18 protein-coding genes and 1 pseudogene are annotated in these 21860 nt (G+C 41.6%); 11 read left to right on the top strand and 8 right to left on the bottom strand.

The window, feature by feature from the left end:
- Window positions 1–515: 515 nt before the first annotated feature.
- From HMPREF1528_RS06650 to HMPREF1528_RS06605, 10 genes are all read left to right on the top strand, one after another.
- Window positions 516–1604 carry a bifunctional 3-deoxy-7-phosphoheptulonate synthase/chorismate mutase type II gene (locus HMPREF1528_RS06650; RefSeq protein ID WP_016479134.1) on the top strand — a complete coding sequence of 363 codons (1089 nt, stop codon included), beginning with the start codon at window positions 516–518 and terminating at the stop codon, window positions 1602–1604.
- 88 nt (window positions 1605–1692) lie between these two features.
- On the top strand, window positions 1693–4005 hold the full coding sequence (locus HMPREF1528_RS06645) for a TonB-dependent receptor family protein (protein ID WP_016479133.1): 2313 nt from the start codon (window positions 1693–1695) through the stop codon (window positions 4003–4005).
- Between the two features lie 2 nt (window positions 4006–4007).
- Complete coding sequence (locus HMPREF1528_RS06640; RefSeq protein ID WP_034567930.1) at window positions 4008–7361, top strand: SusC/RagA family TonB-linked outer membrane protein; 3354 nt, start codon at window positions 4008–4010, stop codon at window positions 7359–7361.
- A 37-nt stretch (window positions 7362–7398) separates the two neighbouring features.
- On the top strand, window positions 7399–8832 hold the full coding sequence (locus tag HMPREF1528_RS06635; protein WP_016479131.1) for a RagB/SusD family nutrient uptake outer membrane protein: 1434 nt from the start codon (window positions 7399–7401) through the stop codon (window positions 8830–8832).
- Between the two features lie 36 nt (window positions 8833–8868).
- Window positions 8869–9948 (top strand): putative zinc-binding metallopeptidase, encoded by a 1080-nt coding sequence (locus HMPREF1528_RS06630; protein ID WP_016479130.1) that lies wholly within the window; start codon window positions 8869–8871, stop codon window positions 9946–9948.
- A gap of 226 nt (window positions 9949–10174) precedes the next feature.
- Window positions 10175–11155, top strand: coding sequence for a DUF4302 domain-containing protein (locus HMPREF1528_RS06625; protein ID WP_016479129.1), 981 nt, complete (start codon window positions 10175–10177; stop codon window positions 11153–11155).
- Between the two features lie 40 nt (window positions 11156–11195).
- Window positions 11196–11738 carry a hypothetical protein gene (locus HMPREF1528_RS06620; protein ID WP_016479128.1) on the top strand — a complete coding sequence of 181 codons (543 nt, stop codon included), beginning with the start codon at window positions 11196–11198 and terminating at the stop codon, window positions 11736–11738.
- A gap of 255 nt (window positions 11739–11993) precedes the next feature.
- Window positions 11994–13103: a DUF4856 domain-containing protein gene (locus tag HMPREF1528_RS06615; protein ID WP_016479127.1), complete on the top strand. Its 1110-nt coding sequence runs from the start codon at window positions 11994–11996 to the stop codon at window positions 13101–13103.
- Window positions 13100–14008, top strand: coding sequence for a hypothetical protein (locus tag HMPREF1528_RS06610; RefSeq protein ID WP_016479126.1), 909 nt, complete (start codon window positions 13100–13102; stop codon window positions 14006–14008). The genes HMPREF1528_RS06615 and HMPREF1528_RS06610 overlap by 4 nt, the downstream gene beginning before the upstream one ends.
- Window positions 14009–14063: 55 nt before the next feature.
- Window positions 14064–15377 carry a leucine-rich repeat protein gene (locus tag HMPREF1528_RS06605; protein ID WP_016479125.1) on the top strand — a complete coding sequence of 438 codons (1314 nt, stop codon included), beginning with the start codon at window positions 14064–14066 and terminating at the stop codon, window positions 15375–15377.
- Window positions 15378–15482: 105 nt separating this feature from the next.
- Here the strand turns inward: HMPREF1528_RS06605 and HMPREF1528_RS06600 are convergent, their stop codons facing one another.
- On the bottom strand, window positions 15483–15797 hold the full coding sequence (locus tag HMPREF1528_RS06600) for a hypothetical protein (protein WP_016479124.1): 315 nt from the start codon (window positions 15795–15797) through the stop codon (window positions 15483–15485).
- 145 nt (window positions 15798–15942) lie between these two features.
- Between HMPREF1528_RS06600 and HMPREF1528_RS06595 the strand changes: the two genes are divergently transcribed.
- On the top strand, window positions 15943–17301 hold the full coding sequence (locus HMPREF1528_RS06595) for a suppressor of fused domain protein (protein WP_016479123.1): 1359 nt from the start codon (window positions 15943–15945) through the stop codon (window positions 17299–17301).
- A gap of 35 nt (window positions 17302–17336) precedes the next feature.
- Here the strand turns inward: HMPREF1528_RS06595 and HMPREF1528_RS06590 are convergent, their stop codons facing one another.
- The 7 genes and pseudogenes from HMPREF1528_RS06590 to HMPREF1528_RS06560 form a co-directional block, all read right to left on the bottom strand.
- Entirely contained in the window at window positions 17337–17888 is a 552-nt protein-coding gene (locus HMPREF1528_RS06590; RefSeq protein ID WP_016479122.1) for an RNA polymerase sigma factor, read from the bottom strand.
- Window positions 17888–18079, bottom strand: a complete 192-nt coding sequence (locus HMPREF1528_RS06585) for a hypothetical protein (RefSeq protein ID WP_002673203.1) — start codon at window positions 18077–18079, stop codon at window positions 17888–17890. Before HMPREF1528_RS06585 ends, HMPREF1528_RS06590 begins: the two co-directional genes overlap by 1 nt.
- 7 nt (window positions 18080–18086) lie before the next feature.
- Complete coding sequence (gene bshB1, locus HMPREF1528_RS06580) at window positions 18087–18803, bottom strand: bacillithiol biosynthesis deacetylase BshB1 (protein WP_016479121.1); 717 nt, start codon at window positions 18801–18803, stop codon at window positions 18087–18089.
- A 4-nt stretch (window positions 18804–18807) separates the two neighbouring features.
- On the bottom strand, window positions 18808–19728 hold the full coding sequence (locus HMPREF1528_RS06575) for a VirK/YbjX family protein (protein WP_016479120.1): 921 nt from the start codon (window positions 19726–19728) through the stop codon (window positions 18808–18810).
- Window positions 19728–20495, bottom strand: coding sequence for a polysaccharide deacetylase family protein (locus HMPREF1528_RS06570; protein WP_016479119.1), 768 nt, complete (start codon window positions 20493–20495; stop codon window positions 19728–19730). The genes HMPREF1528_RS06575 and HMPREF1528_RS06570 overlap by 1 nt, the downstream gene beginning before the upstream one ends.
- An 11-nt stretch (window positions 20496–20506) precedes the next feature.
- Window positions 20507–20911: a hydroxyisourate hydrolase gene (uraH, locus tag HMPREF1528_RS06565; RefSeq protein WP_016479118.1), complete on the bottom strand. Its 405-nt coding sequence runs from the start codon at window positions 20909–20911 to the stop codon at window positions 20507–20509.
- A gap of 15 nt (window positions 20912–20926) precedes the next feature.
- Window positions 20927–21854: pseudogene (locus HMPREF1528_RS06560) on the bottom strand (glycosyltransferase family 2 protein).
- Window positions 21855–21860 lie beyond the last annotated feature (6 nt).

Genomic DNA, 21860 nt, shown 5'->3' with positions numbered 1-21860 from the left:
CTCTACAGTGGCTCTACAGTGGCTCTACAGTGGCTCTACAGTGGCTCTACAGTGGCTCTACAGTGGCTCTACAGTGGCTCTACAGTGGCTCTACAAGGAACAAAAGACGAACGATGAACGAAGGAATAACGAACCTAAGGCAAAGGAAAGTTGAAGCTAAGGTAGAGATAAAAAGAAGGTTATTAGTGGATTTCAACTTTGCCAAAGGTGTGAGCCACACGAGCAGATGGTGTGAGCCACACAGGCAGATGAAAAAATTAGCAAATTAGCGACTTTGGAAATTAGTAAATGAGAGTGCGAGTTGCATAGGCAAATCAAGAATGAACGAAAGTAAGAAAAAACCAAGGTAAAGGTAAGTGATTATAAAGATAATTGTTAAAAATTTGAAAATGGGTATATTTTACTTTTTCGCTGATTTATCAGTTGATAATGTAGAGTTTTTTGGTTTTTCATTACTTATTCTTTAGTTTTTTGTATCTTTGCCCTTTGACAACTAAAAGAATAAGACCCATAGAATGGAAATAACCAAAGAAAATAGACAGTGGCTTGATAGCTTACAGCTTAACCACCCGGTAGTAATTGCTGGACCTTGCAGTGCTGAGACTGAAGAACAAGTGCTGAAAATAGCACATAGCCTAAAAGATACTGATGTATCTTTCTTCCGTGCAGGTATTTGGAAACCTCGTACCCGCCCAGGTATGTTTGAAGGTGTAGGAGCGTTAGGGCTTAAATGGCTACAACGGGTAAAAGAAGAAACGGGACTCAAAACGGCTACCGAAGTAGCCAATAAAGACCACGTGAAGCTTGCCTTGGATCACGATATTGATATGTTGTGGATAGGAGCGCGCTCTACTGTGAGTCCGTTTATTATTCAAGAAATAGCCGATGAGCTAGAAGGCACTGATAAGATTATCTTGGTAAAAAATCCTGTAAACCCCGATCTTCCGTTATGGATAGGAGCTTTGGAACGATTACAACGCGCAGGCATCAGAAACTTGGGGGTGATACATCGCGGATTTTCTACTTACGAAAAGACCAAATACCGCAATATTCCTGAATGGCAATTGGTAATTGAACTACAAAACAAGTTCCCTGACTTGCCACTTATTTGCGACCCTTCGCATATCACCGGCAAACGCGATATGATTTTTGATGTATCACAAACGGCTCTCGACTTAAACTTCGACGGCTTGATGATTGAAACGCACTGTACCCCTGATGCTGCGTGGAGTGATGCAGCACAACAGATTACCCCTGAACGCCTCATACAAATAATGAGAGATTTGCGCATTCGCGAGGCTTCGGTATCTGAGGAAGACTATGTGAGTCAGTTAAGTAATTTACGTTCGCGCATTGATATACTGGACAACAAATTATTGGATTTACTCAAAAGACGTATGGAGGTAGCCGATGAGATAGGAATGCTGAAAAAAGCGAATAATGTAGCGATTTTGCAAAACCAACGTTGGCACGAAATTCTTGGCAAAATGATATCAGAAGGCGAACAACGCAACCTAAGTGAGGATTTAGTGATTCAGGTATTTAAGGCAATTCACCAAGAATCTATCAACCGCCAGGAGAGAGTGGTAAAGAGTGAAAAGTGAAGATGATTCCAAAAAGTAAATTATCTATCTTTTTTATTTGGTTTGTTTATAAATAATATGTACCTTTGCACCGATTTTTTGATACCTTATGAAAAAAATAAGTATTTTTATACTTTTACTCTTATTCTTTACCTCCTTTGCTGTAGCACAACAAGGAACCCAAGAAAAAGATTCTGTACACTACTTAGAAGAGGTTACCGTATCGGCGCAGCAAATATTGGGTAGCAAGTTTCAGGCACGCAACCGCACGGGCTCGGCGTATTACATCTCTCCTCAAGAAATTCAGAAAATGGGCTATACTGATGTTAACCGTATGCTCAAAGCAGTCCCTGGTGTGAATGTGTACGAAGAAGATGGCTATGGTTTGCGTCCTAATATCAGCTTGCGAGGCACTAAGGCAGAACGAAGTGAGAAAATCACCCTAATGGAGGATGGTATTTTGGCTGCCCCTGCTCCCTATGCTGCCCCTGCGGCTTACTATTTTCCTAATGCCGCGCGTATGCAAGCAGTAGAGGTGGTGAAAGGCAGTAGCCAAGTGCAATACGGTCCGTTTACTACCGGTGGGGCTATCAATATGGTGTCTACGGCTATCCCAACTAAATTTTCTGCAAAACTAAACGCTACTTGCGGCACGAATAATACCCTTAAAACGCATATCAACGCTGGTGACAGCAAAAAACACTTCGGCTATATGGTGGAATACCTCCGCTACCAGTCCGATGGGTTCAAACATTTTGAAAACAAACAAAATGCAGGCTTCAAACGCAATGATTTAATAGCCAAATTCAAAGTGAATACCGCTAAAACCGAAGGGGCTAACCACTCTTTTGAACTCAAAGCGGGCTATGCCGACGAAGATTCTAACGAAACTTATGTGGGTCTCACCCAATCCGATTTTGCCCGAACGCCTTTCTTGCGCTATGTAGGCTCTCAAAAAGACCACCTCACAACTCGCCACACTCAGTGGGTGGGCACTTACTTACTTCAGTTTTCTAACCGACTAAAATTTACTACTCACTTCTATTACAATACCTTCTTCCGCAATTGGTACAAACTCGAATCGGTGAAATATGGCACTTCAGCCAACGAAAAACGCACCATTGGGCAAATTCTCTCCGACCCCGAAACTAATGCTCCTTATTTTGATATACTTTCAGGTAAAACCGATAGTCGCGTGTTCTACAACGACTACGAGCGCCTTAAAAACAACCCTGGACTCTTTGTGCGCGCCAACTACCGTAACTATTTCTCTCGTGGTGTGCAAACCAAAGCGGAATACAAAGCGATATGGGGCAATTGTTATTTAGACAACGAGTGGGGGCTGCGTTACCACACCGATGAGGAAGACCGCAACCAGTGGGATGATATCTACGCAATGAAAAACCAGCAAATGCAATTGCTCTGGAAAGGGCTGCAGGGCAGTCAGTCAAATAAAATCACTCGTGCCAATGCCTTAGCGGCTTATTGGCTTTCTAAACTGACTTACAAACAGCTCACTGTAACTGCGGGCTTACGTTTTGAGCATATAGAATTGTTAGAAAAAGATTATACTACTGCCGATACCCGCCGTACAGGGCAAAAACGCATAGAAACCACCAATGTAGCCAATGCCGTAATCCCCAGCTTGGGGCTGCACTACAACCTCAATAGTTGGCTATCTACTTTTGCCGGTGTACACAAGGGCTTTTCACCCCCAGGGGTAAGCAAAGAAAAGCGCGTGATGGACAGAAATGGCAATATCACCCTACTCACCGAAAACCAAAAACCCGAAAGCAGTATCAACTTTGAAGCGGGCTTGCGTGCGAATTACAAACAACTGAAGACTGAATTGATAGGTTTTTACAATCATTACAGTAATATGCTGGGCAGCGACCTTGCAGCGATGGGCGGTACAGGTACCCTTGAACAGTTCAACGTGGGGGAAGCTGTCGTGAAAGGAGCTGAGTTTATCGCACAATACCAGCCATTCCCTGAGGAATCTCCTATAAAAACCCCCTTACAACTCTCCTACACCTTTACCGATACCGAGATGAAAAACTCTTTCGAGAGCAACTCTTGGGGGCGAGTGATTGCAGGTGACGAAATTCCTTATATCAATCGCCATAGCCTCAACTTGAGTATAGGAGCTGAGTACAAAAAATACGAACTGAATATAGGTATTCGTTATAATGGCGCTGTGCGCACTGAACCAGGACAAGGACGCATCGCCGAACGCCATAAAATCCCTGCTTATACCATTCTCGATGTTTCGGCTAAAGCACATTTCACTCGTCATTTTACCCTTACTCTAAACGCTATCAACCTTACCAATCGCACTTATTTGGTATCTCGTCATCCTTCAGGATTGCGACCTGGACATCCTTTAGGTGTTTTTGGCGGCATCATTTACAAAGTCAATTAACGATGAACAGACACTTATACATATTACTTTTTCTCTTCACAAGTCTCTCGATGAGCGCCCAAACCTTTACCCTCAAAGGAACGGTGAAAGAAACCAATGGCTCTCCGCTATTGGGAGCTACGGTGGTAGTAAAAGAATCACACATAGGCACCAGCACCGATATGGAGGGGCATTTTAGCATCAAAGCGCAAATAGGACAAACCCTTGAAGTGAGTTATGTGGGGATGAAAACCCAACGCCTCAAAATCAAAGGGGGAAGCCTGCAAATCGTACTTCAAGAAGAAGCCCAAGCCTTAGAAGGGGTGGTGCTCACGGGCTACCAGAAAATACAAAACCGCGTATTTACAGGAGCAGCTGCTTCGGTGAAGATGGACAATATCAAAATGGAAGGTGTTGCCGATATATCACGTATGCTCGAAGGGCGTGTGGCTGGGCTTTCTATCCAAAATGTAACGGGGTCTTTTGGCTCGGCGCCGCGCATCAATATTCGCGGGGGGGCTTCTATCATAGGAAATGTACAGCCGCTTTGGGTAATCGATGGGGCGATTTATGAAGATTTGGTGTCCCTCAGTCTTGACCAATTGGTTTCTGGTGATGCGGTTACCTTAGTGAGCTCGGCTATTGCTGGACTCAACGCTACCGATATAGAGGATATACAAGTGCTGAAAGATGCATCGGCTACTTCTATGTATGGAGCGCGCGCCCTCAATGGGGTGATTGTTATTACAACCAAATCGGGCAAACGCGATACGCCTAACCGCATTACTTATAGCTACGAACAGAGCTTCCGCACCATTCCGTCGTATAAAGATTTTTACTTGCTGAACTCGCAAGAAACGATGTCACTCTTGCAAGAGATGAACAGTAAAGGCTATTTCAATTTGCAAAACACCCTTTACGGCAGGCGCAGCGGCATTTACTACCAGTGGTATAAGGGGGTGAGTACCATCAACCCTAATACCGGCAATTACTACTACCCCAATACGCCAGCAGCTCAAGCTGCCTTTATGAGAGAACGCGAATACGCTAATACCGATTGGTTCAAACATCTTTTTTCTATCAACCCCATACGCAGCCACACCATTACTTTCAGCGGTGGGGGCAAAAACAGTACGAGTTATGCTTCGTTAGGTTATTATCACGATAGCGGCTGGACGATTACCGATAATGTGAAGCGTATCACTGCCAACCTCAAAAATACTTTTTATATCAACGACCAACTAAAAGCTACCTTTACTGCCGTAGGGAATTTACGCAGTCAGAAAGCCCCTGGCACTTTTGCACTGCGTAAAAACACAGCTGTAGGTGCTTTCGAGCGCGATTTTGATATCAACCCCTTTTCGTATGCTTTAGGTACCTCACGCACCTTGCGACCTAAAGATGCGCAGGGTAATTTAGAGTACTACCGCAACAACTGGGCGCCTTTCAATATTTTGGAGGAATATCGCAACAACTATATAAAAATTGATGTACTTGATTTCAAAATACAAGCCGAAGCCTCTTACAAGGTCAATCCACATTTAGAAGTTACTGCTTTAGTATCCGCGCGCCAAGCGCAAACACAATCTTCACACTACATCACCGAAAATTCTAATGTTATCAAGGCGTTTCGCGCCAATGAAACACCTCGAGTAGCCAAAGATAATATCTATTTGCTCAAAAATAAGGACAATCCTTTAGCGCCTCCGCAAATAGCGCTCACCAATGGGGGTATTTTCAACAAAACTGAAACTTCTCTCAAAAGCTATATGGGGCGCTTGGCGGTTGATTACCACCGCACCTTGCACGAGCACCACGACCTCAAAGCCTTTGGTTTTGCCGAAATCCGCTATGCCGACCGCACTGTTACGCCTTTCCAAGGCTATGGCATTCAGTATGATCGCGGCAATCAGGTATTTACCAATCCGCGTATTTTCCAAAAGCTCCTCAACGAAGGCAACAACTATTTTGCCCTTATTCAAAAGTATGATCGCGGTATTACCTTTTCCGGTAGTGCGACTTATGGTTATAAAGGTAGGTATATTGCCAATGCCGTGCTGAACTACGAAGGTTCTAACACTGCTGGGCGCGGTACGCGCTCTCGCTGGTTGCCTACGTGGAATGTGGGTGCGAAGTGGAATATAGACCGTGAACCTTTTTTCAACAGCAAAAACATCAGTACCCTTGCCCTGAGAGCCAGTTATGGGCTTACTGCCAAAATGAACGAGCAAGCGATAAATTCTTATAGTGTATTCCAAAACTATGTGCAAAATCGCTACCGCTTTAGCGATAGAGAGAACGCTTTGCGCTTGCAGCACTTAGAGAACCGCGATCTCACTTGGGAGAAGATGTACGAGCTGAACCTCGGTGTCGATGCAGGATTTTTTGATAATCGCATCAGTATGTCGGTAGATGTTTATCAGCGTAATTCATTCGACCTTATCGACCTGATTCGCACCTCGGGCATAGGCGGTGAATACTATAAGTACGCCAATTTTGGCGATATGCGCACCCGCGGTATAGAGTTATCTCTGAATACCAAAAACATACAGCAGAAAGATTTCCAATGGGCAACTACTATCTCGTTCAGCTATATGAACCAAAAGATTACCCGTTTGCTCAACACCCCTAACACTTTTGATATGGTATCGGGTACAGGGCGCGGCAATATAGTGGGCTACCCTAAAGGCTCATTGTTTTCGTTCAACTATCAAGGAGTGAACCACCAAGGCTTACCTACTTTTGATTTTGGACTTTATCCGCTCAACAACCGCACAAATGCTAATGTAGTAGGCGCTGATTTTCTTGATACAAAGTACTCAAAATCCTACCTTATCTATCACGGCTCAGTAGAACCCAATGTGATTGCAGGGCTCTCGAATACTTTTACCTATAAAAATTGGGAAGCCTCTTTCTTTATCTCGGCTCAAGCGGGGAATAAAATCCGTTTGAACCCTACTTTCGATCCTACTTTCGGCGATTTAAATGTCTTTTCTAAGGAATATTACAACCGCTGGTTGCATCCTTACGACGAGCTCCGTACCAAGGTGCCCTCATTACCTTCACAGAGTCTTATTGATCTGATTGGCAAGGAGAATATAGAGCGCGCTTATAATACATACAACTATTCTCAAAACCGTGTTGCCGATGGTAGCTTTGTGCGTATGAAAAGTATATCATTGGGCTACCGCGTACCTAAAAAGGCTTTGGAACGCTATGGTATGAGTAGCCTCACCGTACGAGCGCAAGCTACTAATCCATTTCTTATCTATTCCGATAGCAAACTCAATGGTCAAGACCCTGAGTATTACAAGTCTGGGGGTGTGTCATTACCTACCCCTAAACAATATACCTTATCATTCCAAATAGGATTTTAATTAGGTAACAAGTAACAGGTACTAACTTATAAACTGAATGAGATATTTAATTTACATATTTTCTTTGTTATTGCTAAGTTGCAACTATTTAGACAAAGACCCCGATGCCTCTCTAAATGTTCCCCTCGATTCGGAAGAGAAAATAGCCGAGCTCCTTACTGGGGCTTACCCCGATGCGAGCTATTTCCCTTTCCTCGAAACGCGTACCGACAATGTAGCCGAACGCGAAAACGGGGTCCATACCCGTTTGAATGAAGCGATGTACCGCTGGGAAGACGAAGACCAAGAAGACCTTGATGCGCCTTTGTTTTATTGGAATAGTTGCTACCGAGGCATCGCACAAGCTAATAAAGCCTTAGAACTTTTAGCCCGCTACCCCAAAACCGAACGTGTAAAAGCTCTTTATGGCGAGGCTTTCTTGCTCAGGGCTTACCTGCACTTTATGCTCGTGAATATTTGGGCAGAGCCCTACAAAGGCAAAGCCTCTAAAAACGATATGGGGATTCCTTACCTCACTACGCCCGAGAAAAACGCTTTGGTAGAGTACAATAGAGGTACAGTGTATGAGGTCTATCAGAAGATAGAAACAGACCTCAAGTTGGGTATTTCTTTAGTGAGCGATGCCTATTACACTAAACCTAAGTTTCATTTCAACAAGCGTGCTGCTTATGCTTTTGCTTCGCGTTTCTATCTGTTTAAAGGCGAATGGCAAACCGTGATAGACTATGCTAATTATGTACTTACGCAACCTAAAACGCAGTTGCGCCACTGGAAAAAGGACTATTACGATGTGTATGGTTTTAACAACCGTCCGTATCTCTACCAGCGTTATACCCAGCCAGAGGAAGAAGCTAACCTGCTCATCACCACTGTGCAATCGCGTTGGGCAAGAGAGCTCCCTACAGCTAAGTACGGCTTTACCACCCAACTGATGAACAATAACGCTGCCTACTACACGCCAGCGACTTCACCCACTCCCGTGTACAATGGGATGTATATCGCCAAGTTTGATGAGTTGTCACTCTTTGGTAGCACTGGTAGCAAACCTACTGATTTGTACGTATCGAATGTACTGCTTACTACCGATGAGGTGATGCTCAACCGTATGGAAGCATACGCAATGCTTAAAAACTACAACCAACTGCTCTTAGAATATCGCGAATTTCAGAAAATAAAGTTCGATAATCCTCGCAATATCACCGTGGAAGACCTTATCGCCTCTACCGATGACGATTATCGCAACTACTCGCCTTTCTATGGGCTTAGCATTCATCAGTTAGGGGCAATCAAGAATATCGCTTTTCTGCGTCAATGGGAATTTATGCACGAGGGAATGCGTTGGTTAGACATCAGGCGTTTTTACACCCCCGTAAATCGCACCAGTGAACCCCTACAAAAAGAGGATTTGCGCAAAGTGATACAACTCCCCATAGAAGCCATCAACCGCGGTTTGCCTGCAAACCCGAGGTAACTGGTCGTAGCACGACAAGCAATAAATAAAACTTATATGAAAAGCCTTTTAAAAATAACACTCATTACGGTATTAATCCTCACAGTGAGCTGTCAGCGTGAAAAACTCTCTACTCAAAGCGTTGTAGAAGCTGAAACCGCTCAGCGAGCCTATACCGATTTAGACAAGTGGATAGAAACCAATATCACCTTGCCTTATGGCATTGCTGTGGAATACCGTTGGGACAAAAATACTGCCCCTAAAGGTACCTATACCTATCCACCCGAAGTAAGCAAAGTAAAACCAGTACTCGAGACGATTAAATACCTATGGCTCGAACTCTATAGTGAACCCTCTTTAGGAGGGGCTAATTTCTGGAAAGGGAAAGCTCCTTTAAAAATATACCTCTATGGCGGTAAAAACATTGATGGCAACGGACAAGAGCTCATCAATAGCAGTGCGGTAGGGCGTGAATTTCATTTGTATAACATCAATAATTTCGACCCACGCGACAAGAATAAAGTATATGTGCTGATGCGCATTGTACATCACCAATTTGCCCGCTTGTTGGGCGATGAGATATACCCTTACGACCGTCAGGCGTTTTTGAATATCAGTCAGAAGGATTATCGCGCGAGCTCTAACAAACAGCTGTACGGCTTTCCTAATGATGACACTGCCCTTTATGCCTTGCAGTATTACCCCAAAAAGCGCGATAGGAATATCTGTACCAGTGCCTTGCCTTTTCAGTATTTTGCATCGCTTACCCAATGCCAAAATGCACACAGTCAAGCAGGTATAGATGAGGAATGCTACTATTGTAATTTTACCCAAAGCACGCCCAATCACTACGGATTTATCACCTTTCAAGCAATGCTCTCAGCCGAAAACGACTTTGCCGAGATGATAAGCGTTCCCCTCACCAATCTCAACACCCAGATAGAAATCGCCAAAAATATAGCTAAGACCCCTATAGATAGCAGTGATGAAGAAGCACAACGCGCAGCCCTATCGTATAACAACCTACTGAAAAAAGAAGCCTTCATTATCGATTATTTCAACAAAAAAGTAGGGTTCAGCTTGAAGCGTTTACAGCTCTTAAGCCTCCAACGCCTCAACCGTTTTAATAATAGGTAAAAATGAAGAGTGAAAAGTGAAGAGTCACTACACTTTGCCAAAGGTGCGAGCCGCACAGGCAAGAAACTTTGGCAAAGTCTATAAATCTGATTATCAATAGCTTTTGTAGTATGTTATGTAGGAAAGCCAGCGATAGCTGGGTATGTGCTGCAAACGCCCACACCCACACCAATAGAACTTTTTAGACACTCTCTTATATACCTCCTATAAAATAAATGAATCATATATGAAATATCTTTTAACAACAGCATTTATTGCGCTTCTTTTGGCATCTTGCCAAAAAGACCACAATGTTTTTGAGCAATCGCCCTCAGAGCGAATGCTCCAGCAGCGCATTGCCTTGCAAAAAGAACTTACCGAAGCGCCCTACGGTTGGAAAGTGCTCTACTTCCCCCGTACCGATTCATTGCTGTTTGCTACCCCCACCAAAGCTGAAAAACGAAGTGATTCGCGCTATGTAGAAAAACTCTTAAACCAAGGTTTTGGTGGCTTCTATTTCCTGATGACCTTTCACAAAGACAATACAGTAGCTATACAAGCCGACACTCATAGCGAAACGCTGCAAACCGTCAAAACAAGTGAATACACTCTCAGCCAAGAGGCGCAGTTACAGTTGTCGTTCACTACCTATAACTACGTTCACCAATTGGTAAACAACCGTTTTCGCGCAGCTGCCGATTGGCTCTATGTAGGCAAAGATACCTTGCAGAATATGGTCTTCAAAACAGCCTCGTATGCCGACCCTGCCCGCGAGTACATTGTGTTTGAAAAACTCAAAACAGCCGACGATAAACAACAGTTCTTGCAAAAAGCCTATAACAACCGACTCTTTTTCGAGCAGATGCAAAACCCTCAAATAGTCATCAAGCGGGGTAGCAAAATCTACTACCAAAGTGATGTATATCTAAAAGGCAATAGTTTCGGACTCAACACACCTTTCTTAGAGGGATTTGTTGCCAATAGGTATTACGTATTTGAGTACCGCACCAATCCACAGGAAGACCCCTCAACAGGTAGGTATAAAAGTCAGTTCATAGGCTCGGGCTATGTAGGTACTGAAAGCGGACTCACCTTTAGAGCAGGCTTGCGCTACAACAAGTCGATTATATTCTACGACTTTGTAAGAGAAGATAACCGCTTTGTAGCCCATCATCGCGATAGCAAAGGAATTGCCACTGGCTACACTGCTGAAATATTTGAGAATTAATTAGAAAATTTGAGAATTAGCAAATTGGCAAATTAATAAAATGAAATATCTAAACACTATCATTGCAGTCTTGTTACTCATAGCCTGCAATAGCAAAGAAGAAGATCCTACTCCAGAGGATTACCAAAAGCTATTCCCTTTCAAAGGAATTGAAAAACCTACCATCAACTACGAAGACCTCGTGCATAAACAATGCGATATCGCTCATTATGTGTACCCAGTGGTTGATGCCTCCCAAGAAGCACGTGAGTATACTGTAACCCTCACTTATCAATGCCAGCGAGGAGAAGGCAATGTTCGTGACCCACGTTATTATGTGTGTTATGTAAATGCCAATAAAGAGCGCGTGGTGCTCAGTGCCTCCACTACGGTACAAACGCTTACCTTTACCCTCCCTTCAGGTTATCCGCTGTATCTCGGTGTGTATGGAGGAGGAGAAAGAGAATCGCGCGTGAGTGCCCAGCTCACTGCGGTAGATACCCAAGGAGTGGTGAATGTACCTACCTTGCAGTACATCGCAGCCCAAAACACTGATGGTTCCAATGATATTCCTTCCTATTGTGAATATATAGTATTACCTTAAAGTGTGATAAAGAAATATTAAATTACTTATTATAACGTCAGTTCGATATAAAAGAATATTGATTTACAGCTTTATATCATAATATATTCACAAAATAATTCACCGTCAGGTGAAAATTCGTGAGATAATACAAAACAAAGAGTTTTATACAATTCTAAATTCGTGAAAATTCGTGAAATTCGTGGGAGATTTAAAACATTTTGCAGATTGTTTAATAATTACTTACGTCGAACTCACGTTATTTAATCTATTAAAATGAGACATATACTATCATATTTTTCACTGCTGTTGATTGCGATAGCTTGCCAAAAAGGCGAAGGTGAGACTGTAGAAACTGCTAATATCTTGCGTCCGCAAGCCGATATTCCCTACACTTTCAGCCGTAATGGGCAGTCAAGCGTTGATGAACACAGCGTGAGCTTGTTGCGCGAACCTTTGGATATTATCGAAAGGCGTTTGCTCAGCGGTGCTATTTCTAATTTTACTTACGACGAAATTTTGCGTTATTACAATGAGGGGACTTCCTACGTAAAACCCGCTGATGAAGTAGCCTCCTCACCTTTGGCTGCTACTGCCCAAGTGAGAGAAGATGTAAAAAATCTCTTTCTCGTAGCCAAAAGCATTCCGCTACGCGAAGCCCAACAAGGCGTTTCGGGTGATGCTGGCAGAAGGGTAGGCGATGCCGATCGCGTGTATGTAGATGAAAAGGGCATTGCGCCTGCACAAGTGTTTATATACACTATAAACGGAGCACTCTATTTAGATAAAATCCTCTTGTACCACTTAGACGAGCGTTTTTTCTCCGATGCTACCCTGCGCCGCGAACACCAAAATGTAGTCTTGCCCGCCGGTGAGAACTACACTCAACTCGAACATCATTGGGATTTGGCTTATGGCTATTTCCTGCATCTGCAATCGCTCACCCAGTCCGATGGAGTAGCGGCTTTGGCAGGTGCCGAACGAAAAATCCGCAATGCTTTTGTACAAGGGCGCATAGAGCTGGGGCGCTATCGCTATGAAGCCTTATATGAGCAAATGTACATCATTCGCAAAGAACTTTCCAAAGTGATGGCTATTCGCACCATTCATACCCTTACGGGGGCAAATACCCTTGCCAATTACAGCGAATCGCCTAAGCAGGCTTTCAAATACTTGTCGCAAGGCTATGGATTTCTATACGCATTGCAATTCACTCGCAAACCCGATGGCAGTCTTTATTTCACTTATGATGAGGTAAAAGCCCTCCAAAACCAACTCGTAGCAGGTACTGGACTTTGGAATAAATCCCGATTGTTAGCCCCTGCCGAAATTGTGGGTTCACTTAAAAACATCACACAACAAATCGCTGAACGTTACCAATTATGACAAAAAATATACTCTTATGTCTCTTTGCCATAGTGCTATGCGCCTGCGAAGACAAAACAGATACCTCCAAACCTATCAAAATAGGCGCCGAGAGCAGTTCGCTCACTCAGCTCACACTCTACCCTCAGAGTCAGCACGATATATTGCTTTCAGGGGGCAATCACAAGTACACAGTGAATGTTGCTAACAGTCGTTTGGTAAGTGCTTCTATCAGTCAGGATACCCTGAAGATAAAGAGTTTTCAAGAACAAGGAACTACTTATGCAATCATTCATTCACACGACCAAACCGCGCGCTTGGAGATTAGCGTCCGCCCTAACGAACTCAGTTTTTCAGCTGATGAAGTAACCCTTGCCCCTACCGATATCAATAAAACCATACGCTTAGGCGGCGGTGACATTGTGAGCCTCACCACTACCGATCCCGATGAGGTGATGAAAGTTACTTGGAACGGCAGTAATGGGATTGTAGAGATAAGAGGCAAAGCCGAAGGGGTAGCTACACTCACCGCTACCTCGGCAGGACTCGCCCCAAAAGAACTGAAAGTGAAAGTGCGTTGTATAGACGAAAAAGGCTTTCTCAATCAGTTAGGCGTATACCAGAACACCGGTCGTTCGCTTAGCCAAGCCATTAACCCAGCGCGTATTGTAAGTAAACGCACTACTGGCACTTTCTTTTCGGGAAAAGAAGACGTCAATGCGCTTAACAATTGGTATTACAAAATTCCACCTATTGAGAATCCGGTAGCAGACACTCATATCAATTTGCTTGTTGAGTATAAGAAGTTAGGAGGAGTAGCTACTCGCGAAAACCTTAAATTTTACGTAGAAGAAGTGCGTACCGCTACCCAACGAGTGGTTTTGCGCGGTAAAACCCTAAAAATAGTAGTGCCCTATTACAATTGACAATTGACAAAAAACTAACCCCTAGAGTCTAATTTTAATTTTATATATATTTTTTATGAAAAATCTCAGATTTTTAACCTTAGGGTTTGCCCTAATAACCCTTCTTTTTACAGCTTGTAAAAAAGATGACAACAACGGTGGCGAACAAGCCCCTCAAAAACTTACCTTAGAGAAATCGGCAGTAACCGTAAAGCAAACTGAAAGCGCTATCGTGCGCATCACAGCAGGCAATGGCGGTTATAAAGTAGAGAGTGCTGATAAAAATATTGCTATAGCAGCAATCGAGCAAAACAACTTGAAAATCATAGCAATAGCAGAAGGAAAAACCACCCTAACAGTATCCGATGCCAAAGGACAAAAAGCTGCTATAGCCGTAACTGTTGAAAGTAATATTGTTCCTGGTGAAAGACTTTCGGTAGAAAAACAATCGCTCACCCTTGTAAACGGAGAAGAAGAAGTGAATAGAATCCTCAATGCTGAACACAATGGCAATATCAATCTTTCTTTCACAATCAGTCCTGCGGGAAGCGTGAGTATCACTGTAGAAGACCGCATTGTAAACGGTAACCCCGATGGTAAAAACCTACGTGTAAAAGCCCTCAAAGTAGGTAATACTCAAGTAAGCGTGAAAGACAATACCAACAACCAAACTACCTCTTTTAAAGTAACTGTTACTGCTGCTCAGCTTACCATTGCTAAAACTGATGCCGAAGTAGATGTTGAAGCTACTACCGAAGTCCGTATCAACACCGGTAACCCTGATTATACTGTTACTTCTTCAGCTTCTAATATCGCTACGGCTGAGGTAAAAGAAAAAACTGAAAAAGTAGCAGGTAAAAACGATACTCACCACTATGTAATTATCAAAGGAGTAGCTGCAGGTACCGCTATTATCACCCTTAAAGACAGTCAAAACAAAACAGTAGCCATTACTGTAACCGTAAAAGCTAAAGAAGATATTTTTGATGTAGATGGCAATGGCGTAGTAACCCTCAAAGCAGGAGCTAAAGCCGAAGGTAATGTGAAAATCCCTAATAATGGAACTACTATTGGTGCAAGAGCTTTTGCTAGAGCTGAATTTACTTCTGTTGATTTTAACAATGTAACTAAAATAGAAGGTAGTGCTTTTATGGGGGCTTCCAAATTAGCTGCTGTTACAATGCATAAAGTTACTAATATTGGAAATATAGCCTTTGCTAACTGCAAGTCCCTGAAAACTGTCACAGTAAAGACAAGTACACCGCCTACTATTCAGCGTTTAACTTTTAATACAACAGGGATTACTGTGTATGTTCCTAAAGGAGCTAAAGCTGCTTATGAAGCTAATGCGAATTGGAAGAAATTAGGAACAATCAAAGAACTTAATTAATTTTAAATCAGTAAATTATTATTGTTTTTGAATCCCCTTCTGAAGATTTAAAGAGGCTGTTAGGAAAGATCCTAACAGCCTCTTTTGTACTTTTAAATACCTTACTTATTTGATAAAGCTAATATTTTCAAAAGATTTACCAATAAGAGGAAGTGGCTTTTGCTCTTCTTTTACAGCATTGATTACCCCAATGATAAACAATACCAAAAGAACGATACCAAGAAGAGAAAAAATTCCAGCAATAGTAGGCGAAACACTAAATAAAATTTGGAGTACAATACCGAAGAGGAATCCTACAACGAATAACCCAAATCCTTGTTTTAAATGATAGATAGATTTCTCATCTTTCTTACCGAAAAAAAAGGCAATAAGCCAAAGTAAGCCAAAATAGCTCAAAACTGATGTAACTTTACTGTCCATACGTCTTTTGTTTTATTAAAATTTGGCGCAAAGATATGCAATATTTTAATATTTAAAAAGAAAAAACGGAAAAATATAAAATGATATTTGTTTTTTAATAGAAAAGTCGTACATTTGTTGCGAAAAACTATTGTATAAAATGACTATGGAAAAAACTGTCAAACGTTTTTTAGACGTAATACTTGAACAAGCAACTCCTCTTATTGCAAGTCTCAACAAAGGTGTTTCGGATACCCAAATAGCGGTATTTGAGGGGGAAATGGGTATTACTTTGCCTTCTGAGGTGAGAAAGCTATACCAGACTTTCAACGGACAAAAAGAAGGCGAAAACGATGTATTCTTCCTTAACGGTTTGCGCTTTATCCCTTTAGAAGAAATCAAACGCACCCAAGAACACTGGCTTGAGCAATTGGAGAGTGTGCCTAATTGGCAGTCACTCCGCTTTGATGAAGAAGAAGCAATTGATATGTGCTGGGATAAGGTAATAAAAAACCAATTTTATAATCCTAAATGGATTCCATTCCTCTCCAATGGGGCGCGCTTTATGTTCATAGACCTCGACCCCGATGAAGAAGGTGTAATAGGTCAGATAGGAGAAATAGATTTGGTGTTGGATTCTATAGAAGACTCTTTTATGGATTTGCACCACGACTCTATGGAAGATTGGCTCGAATTCCTTACTGATGATATTGAAAAGGGAATCGTGTACTACGACAACGAGATGCACTCGCTCATTGAAGCCGTTTCTTATGACGAAGAAAACGATTTGCCTAATATCTTCGCTCCTACCCCCGATTATGTATCGGAAGGAGGCTCTAACGTTTATAACTATTCGGAAAAAGACAGAAGCGATTTTGTATTGCCTGACCGCACTTGTGTGTATATGGACGAAATTTGCGACCATTTTGAAAAATATATCGGCAAAATAGACAGCGTATTCCACGAAATCGTCTCAGAATATGTGCATATAGATGTACATTGGATTAAACCTACCCTCGAAACGCCTTACAATGTACTCTTTACGACCGGTATGAGCGACTACCCGATGTATTTGCCCGAAGGCTTGGATGACCCGAACGACTACAGCCACGCTGAGCTAATGGTCTACCTCCCCGCCAATTGGACTATCAGCGATGAGGCTTTTAAAGACGACGATAACTATTGGCCTATCTACTTTCTTAAAATGATAGCGCGTTTTCCTCATCAGTACAAAACGTGGATGGCTGAAGGGCACACTATTCCCAATGGTCCCGATGCCGAGCCTATTGCTAATACCGATTTCGGTTGTATACTGCTAATGCCCCCTTACTTATCGGCGCCACAGGACTTCTTAAAGTTACACACCAAAGACGGTACGATTATCAATTTCTATTGTATTTTGCCTATTTATCCAGAAGAAATGGATTTAAAATTAGAAGAAGGTGTAGATGAGCTTCTCAGTCTTTTTGATGAATACCAAATCTCCGAAGTTATAGATATCCACCGCAAGAATGTAGCTTTATAAAACAAGTATAAAAAAACAGATGAAACATAAAGGTCTCATCTGTTTTTCTTTAATATCTCTGCCAGCATTTTCTTAGCTCTTAGCAAGGTAATTTTCACACTGCTCATCGGTGATTGCATCTCTTCGGCAATCTCTTTATAACTTTTCTCGTGTAAGTATCGCAGTTGTATAGCCGTTCGGTAAGGTTCTTTCAGTTGCTTGATACTTTTTAGGAGGTAGTCAAATTGTTGTTCCATTATGAGGCTATCTTCTATAATAGGGGTCTCATCTATCAGCGTTTTAGATTGTTTTTCCTCTCGGTCTAAATGCAACAGCGACTCATTTTGCTTTCTCAGGTTATCTATGTGAATATTTTTAGAGATAGTGATAAGCCAAGTACGGAAAGAGTATCGCTCGTCGTAAGTATGGAGCTTGTCGAATGCTTTAGCAAATGTTTGTATGCTAATATCCTCTGCTTCAACTTCATCATTCACACGCTTGAGCTGAAAGTTGTACACATCAGTCCAAAACTCGTCTAACAACCAACTAAAAGCTCGTTGTTTACCTGCTTTTGCAGCGACTATATTTTCAGCAAGTGCTTCTGTCATTATTTATTTCTGCACTCTTGTTCGTCGGGTAAGCGACCGCAGAAACTACAAGGTTCCCCTTCAGGGTTTAAATGTGGATTTTGGCTCGCACAAGTACCAGCAAATTTACCGCCTTTTTTACCCCAAATCTTAATTGCCATACCTGCTACACATAGCAGTAATATACCAATAGTTAATAATATTAATTTCATTTTTCAGTTATTTAAGATTAAAAAGAGATTCCACGGCGGGAACTCTCTCACACGTAAAACCTTCCGCAAAATCTGTACCAATTAGCCTACCCAAATCGCGTGCTCTGTAAGTAACGCTATCTAAAAAGTTCTTGTCAGAAATTGGAGTAGTGGGCTCATTGCTATTACTGTCGTAAAACTGAGAGCTGTACGCCAACACAGCATTTACTTTGGCTTCCATAAATCCTGTGATATCTACCACAAAATCAGGGACTATATTCTTCCACTGAATGTAGTGATACACTACTTTAGGACGCCAAGCCGTTTGTGCTACACCGTCGAGAGTAGTTTCGATACGTCGCAAACCGCTGAGAAAACAAGCATCGCTCACGAGTTTGCTACCTTTGCCGTGGTCGATATGGCGGTCGTCTACAGCATTGCAAAGCACTATATCAGGTTGATATTGGCGTATTTTCTTGATAATCTCCATTTGGTGAGCTTCATCATTTACAAAAAAGCCATCGCGGAATTTTAAATTCTCTCGTATGATTACCCCTAATAATTCTTTAGCTTTGGTTGCTTCTTGGTGACGTATTTCAGCACTGCCACGTGTGCCCAATTCGCCTTGTGTTAGGTCGATAATGCCTACACTTCTGCCTAAGCTAATCTCTTTGGCAATGGTGCCTGCTGCCCCTAATTCTACATCATCGGGGTGCGCTCCAAAAGCTAATATATCTAATTTCATCTTGTTAATTGTTAATTGTTTCCTGTATTTCTGCTGCAATTTTATCTAACATCTCATATCTACTGCGATAAAGAGAGCGTTTGCTTGATTTGATTTCTTCCATTGACTTGCGTTGCAGTTGAATGGGTAGTTTGAACCATCCATCTTTATCGGGAGTGCCATCGGCTTCTTTCCACAACGTGTCATAACTAAAAGTGAGTTTGTGCAACCATTCTATATGGATAAAGTGCTTTTTATTATGCGCTTGGATCTTACTGCCGACCCCATACAGAGCGGTACACCCTAACTGCTTGCTAAGCTCTTGAATGATAAATATCATCAGGGCTTTAGGACGAAGTGCATACATCTGTTTTTGTAATTCCTTGATAGCATTCTCGGTTTCGGCACTTTTGTTACCTTGCACACAGCCTATACGACATACCCATCCCTTATTTTCTTTGTCAATCACAAAAGAAGCTTCACAGATAGCCTCTTGATAACTATCACAATGCAACGAGACCACTAATTCCCCCTCTTTGCGGAAGCGTTCATTGTATCCGAGGTATATTTGTCCCTTTTCACCGTTGTATTTCATTGTGAACTCTGCCAATTTGATAGGCTTTTCTTCTTGGATAACACGCGTCAAAAAAGACTGTTGCTTGATAAAAGCATAACAACTCAGCAAGGCTTTAGTTCGTTCTTTCTTGCCCCATTTGGTAGACATATACACCCTAAAAGGCTTAAAATAAATACGAGGACGGTGTGAAAGCACCCATTTATACTCCTCCGATTGTATCAAACTGAACCATTTTTTAGCAAATGGGATGTTTAACAAGGTGTGGAAGAGTATCTTGTTCTTTTGTTTTTTGATGTATTTAGGATGCTCCTTAGCAAAGCCTTGCTCTGTGAGTTTAAGAGCATCGTGTAGTAGTTCTCTTGTCGTCATTAATTCTCAATTGTTAATTGTTTATAGAGGCTCGTTTTCCAGCCTTTTTTATCAATATATTGCAACAATTGGTCGAAATGCGCTATCATCTGCTCACCACTGTTACGCATTACATACGCTGGAAAATTGAATTCTTTTTGGTGTAAATTGGTGAACTCCCAAGGGTGAAAGTACAAAGTAGCATAGCCCGTAGAGGTTACACATCTGTTCAGCAAAAACTTATAAATCCACAAAGGAAAATTGTGAAAAGATAACCAGAAGAGCGGAATTCTAAACCAACTTACCGCTGTAGGGATTTGCCATAAGCCATTTTCGTTGAAAAATCGTTTTGGCACGTGCAATTTGTTGTATCTCCCTGGTAAAAATGTAGGATTTACCGATGAATTGTATTGATAACCGGCTTTTTTTACCTCCTCAGCACTTACTTCAAGCATTCTGGGCATACGCAATCCCTCAATAGTTACCTCAAATTGTTGTTCTAAAGCTTCTTTAGAGCGTTTGAGGTGCGCATTCTCAAATTCAGAATGGTAATAAGTGTGTGAGGCTAATTCGTGTCCCTCACGGAGGAGTCGCTCTATAAGGTCAGGGACTTGCTCGGCAAAGACTACCGTCGAAAAGAAAGTAGCCTTGGCGTTGTGTTTTTTGAGTAGGTCTAATATAGCGGTAAGCCCCTCGCGTGATATAGCTATTTGTCGCTCGAAAGCAATGTCGTAGCCGTATTCTTTGGGCATATCAAACTCTTCTATGTCGAAACTTAAATAAATCATTTTTATAATTATCAATTTCCTCTGTAAGTAGAATAACCATACGGAGATAATGTAATCGGAATATGATAATGCTGATTATCTTTTATCTCAAAAACTACTTCTATAAAAGGATAAAATGTTTTTTGTTTCAATCTTTCAAAATAAGGAGTGATATAAAAAGTGAGTTTATAGACTCCGTTATTATTTTTATCAGATTCTTCTTTCAAAAAATCTTTAATTCTCCCATTGTTGTCCGTGTATTTTTCATCTATCAATATCCAATTTTGACTTTTATCTTGCTTAAATAGAGCTATTTTTACATTTGGAGCAGGTTTACCTTGTGAAATATCTAAAATATGACTTGACAATTGATATTTTTCTTGTGCCTGAATAAATGAACTAAAAAATATTAGCAATATTAGAATTGTATTTCTCATTTTTATATGTTTTATTTATAATTTCTCTTCTTGAATAATATAACAAAGGTCGGTCTTTAGTTTGTCTAAAGATTTTTCCTATGTAAATACCTATGATACCTAAAATGATGAGTTGTAGTCCGCCAAAGAAAACAATCGTCATAATCAGTGACGCCCACCCCGATATTTCAGTACCACTCGCAAAGGCATATATCACGTAAGGAATGTACAATAGTGATAGGGCGGAGAATGCAAAGCCTAAAAATACAGCGAAATATAAGGGTTTGATGCTGAAAGCAGTAACACCTGTAATTGCTAGTTGTAGCATCTTTTTAACAGTGTATTTACTTTCACCTGCAAAACGAGAAGCTGAAGTGTAAGGGATATAAGTTTGGCGGAATCCCACCCAAGGTACCATACCCCGCAAGAAAGGTTCATTTTCTCTCATCGAGCGAATTACCTCTACTACCGATTGATCTAAGAGTCTAAAATCAGTTGAACCTTCTTTGATTTCTATATCCGAAAGCAGATTGAGAAGTTTGTAAAACTGTTGAGAACTCTTTTGTTTCTTTTTAGGGGTATCGGCGGGATAGGTACGCAAAGTTGCCACTACTTGATAGCCTTCTTCCCATTTGGCAATAAGCTCTGGCAAAAGGGTAGGAGGGTGTTGCAAATCGCAATCCATAGAGATAACAGCATCAGCAAACGAGTAGTCTAATCCTGCTTTTACTGCTAATTGGTGACCAAAATTACGCGAAAACGATAGATATTTCACGCGAACATCACTTTTAACTAAAGATTTGAGTACCTCAAGGGTGTTATCGCTGCTACCGTCGTTCACAAAAAGCAAAGTATAACTATACTCAGAGAGCTTTTCAGCAAAAACACTCTGTATAGCTTCATATAACGGATGTATATTTTCACTTTCGTTATAACACGGTACTATTATTCCTATTGTTTTCATCTTCTA

This window comes from Capnocytophaga sp. oral taxon 336 str. F0502 (assembly GCF_000411575.1).
Classification (GTDB): Bacteria; Bacteroidota; Bacteroidia; order Flavobacteriales; family Flavobacteriaceae; genus Capnocytophaga; species Capnocytophaga ochracea.
Note: the sequence above shows the minus strand (reverse complement) of the source record. Positions and strands in the feature narration are given on the sequence as shown.

Bases quoted from the DNA above. Each gene is read 5' to 3' on its own strand.
- HMPREF1528_RS06590 (WP_016479122.1), bottom strand. From the start codon at position 17,888: ATGACAGAAGCACTTGCTGAAAATATAGTCGCTGCAAAAGCAGGTAAA.
- HMPREF1528_RS06600 (WP_016479124.1), bottom strand. From the start codon at position 15,797: ATGGACAGTAAAGTTACATCAGTTTTGAGCTATTTTGGCTTACTTTGG.
- HMPREF1528_RS06595 (WP_016479123.1), top strand. From the start codon at position 15,943: ATGGAAAAAACTGTCAAACGTTTTTTAGACGTAATACTTGAACAAGCA.
- HMPREF1528_RS06610 (WP_016479126.1), top strand. From the start codon at position 13,100: ATGACAAAAAATATACTCTTATGTCTCTTTGCCATAGTGCTATGCGCC.
- HMPREF1528_RS06585 (WP_002673203.1), bottom strand. From the start codon at position 18,079: ATGAAATTAATATTATTAACTATTGGTATATTACTGCTATGTGTAGCA.
- uraH (WP_016479118.1), bottom strand. From the start codon at position 20,911: ATGAGAAATACAATTCTAATATTGCTAATATTTTTTAGTTCATTTATT.
- HMPREF1528_RS06620 (WP_016479128.1), top strand. From the start codon at position 11,196: ATGAAATATCTAAACACTATCATTGCAGTCTTGTTACTCATAGCCTGC.
- bshB1 (WP_016479121.1), bottom strand. From the start codon at position 18,803: ATGAAATTAGATATATTAGCTTTTGGAGCGCACCCCGATGATGTAGAA.
- HMPREF1528_RS06625 (WP_016479129.1), top strand. From the start codon at position 10,175: ATGAAATATCTTTTAACAACAGCATTTATTGCGCTTCTTTTGGCATCT.
- HMPREF1528_RS06575 (WP_016479120.1), bottom strand. From the start codon at position 19,728: ATGACGACAAGAGAACTACTACACGATGCTCTTAAACTCACAGAGCAA.
- HMPREF1528_RS06605 (WP_016479125.1), top strand. From the start codon at position 14,064: ATGAAAAATCTCAGATTTTTAACCTTAGGGTTTGCCCTAATAACCCTT.
- HMPREF1528_RS06615 (WP_016479127.1), top strand. From the start codon at position 11,994: ATGAGACATATACTATCATATTTTTCACTGCTGTTGATTGCGATAGCT.
- HMPREF1528_RS06640 (WP_034567930.1), top strand. From the start codon at position 4,008: ATGAACAGACACTTATACATATTACTTTTTCTCTTCACAAGTCTCTCG.
- HMPREF1528_RS06635 (WP_016479131.1), top strand. From the start codon at position 7,399: ATGAGATATTTAATTTACATATTTTCTTTGTTATTGCTAAGTTGCAAC.
- HMPREF1528_RS06650 (WP_016479134.1), top strand. From the start codon at position 516: ATGGAAATAACCAAAGAAAATAGACAGTGGCTTGATAGCTTACAGCTT.
- HMPREF1528_RS06570 (WP_016479119.1), bottom strand. From the start codon at position 20,495: ATGATTTATTTAAGTTTCGACATAGAAGAGTTTGATATGCCCAAAGAA.
- HMPREF1528_RS06645 (WP_016479133.1), top strand. From the start codon at position 1,693: ATGAAAAAAATAAGTATTTTTATACTTTTACTCTTATTCTTTACCTCC.
- HMPREF1528_RS06630 (WP_016479130.1), top strand. From the start codon at position 8,869: ATGAAAAGCCTTTTAAAAATAACACTCATTACGGTATTAATCCTCACA.